Genomic DNA, 1,206 nt, shown 5'->3' with positions numbered 1-1,206 from the left:
ACCCTCAACCTCCATGGCAGGCACCCCACCATCGACGTTGGCGACAGATCCGCCGTTGAACGTGGGCTCAGCGTTGACGGCAGTCTCAGCGTTGACGGCAGGCGCGCCGTTCATGACAGGCCCAGCGGTGATCGCGGGCTCGCCGTTCATGAGAGCAACGCCGTTGATGGCGGGCCCAGCGTTGATGGCAGGCTCGGCAGTGATCGCAGGCCCGCCGTTCATGACAGGCCCAGCGTTGATGGCTGGTTCGGTGGTGGCAGCGTCTGCACTGACCTCCGTGGCGGGCTCGCCGTTCATGAAAGCAACGCCGTTGATGGCGGGCCCAGCGTTGATGGCAGGCTCGGCGTTGATGGCGGGCTCCGCGGTGATCGCGGGCTCGGTCGTGGCAGCGCGCAGGTCGTCGGCACCCGCGCCAGAGCCCGTGCCAGGACTCATGCTCGTGTCTGTGTCTGTGCTGTTGGGGGTGGTGGCGGCCTGGGCCAGGACCTCGGCCGGATCCCATGTCACCCACTTGCGGATCTCCGCGAAACACTCCTCCAACCGGGCAGCGAACACCGGCGAGACCCGCGCCAGCTCCACACCCATCCCGGCCCACTGCGTCCCCTGCCCCGGGAACACCAGCACCACATCACGACCCCCGGACACCACACCAGACACCCCGCCAGACACCCCGCCAGACACCCCGCCGGACACCGTGCCCGAGATCGCACCCGACGCCCCGCCGGAAACTGAGCCGGTGACCACACCAGGCGCCGGCTCGCCTGCGGCCAGCGCACGCAACCCCTCCAGCAACTCCTCCCGGTCACGGCCGGTCACCACCGCCCGGTCCTCCAACAGCGCCCGCCCCTCCAACAACCCCGCCGCCACCTCACCCAACGGCAGCCCCGGACGCGCCTGCACCCACTCCGCCAGCCGACCCGCCTGCGCCCGCAACGCCCCCTCACCCCGACCCGACACCACCCACGGCACCAACCCACCCGACAACACACCCGACAGCGCCTGTCCCAAAAGCCCCGCCCCACCCGACGACGGCGCTCCCTGCTCACCGCCCGAAGACAGAGGGCTCACATCCGCGCCCTCATCAGGCAGCGGCGATTCCACCGCCTGACCTGACAGCGGTTGCGGGGCCTCTTCCACGATCACATGCGCGTTCGTCCCACTCACCCCGAACGACGACACCCCCGCACGCCGCACCCGCCCCAACCC

The 1,206-nt window shown here is 70.3% G+C and carries 1 protein-coding gene; it reads right to left on the bottom strand.

Annotated features, from left to right (window positions below; translation table 11 throughout):
• Nucleotides 1-1,143, bottom strand: a 1,143-nt coding sequence (locus tag AB0J97_RS51620; RefSeq protein ID WP_364104827.1) for an acyltransferase domain-containing protein, incomplete at its 3' end; no start/stop codon positions are given.
• Nucleotides 1,144-1,206 lie beyond the last annotated feature (63 nt).

It is taken from the genome of Nonomuraea sp. NPDC049607 (assembly GCF_040675375.1).
Lineage (GTDB): Bacteria > Actinomycetota > Actinomycetes > Streptosporangiales > Streptosporangiaceae > Nonomuraea.
The sequence above is the reverse complement of the archived record's forward strand: the minus strand, read 5'-3'. Positions and strand labels throughout refer to the sequence as shown.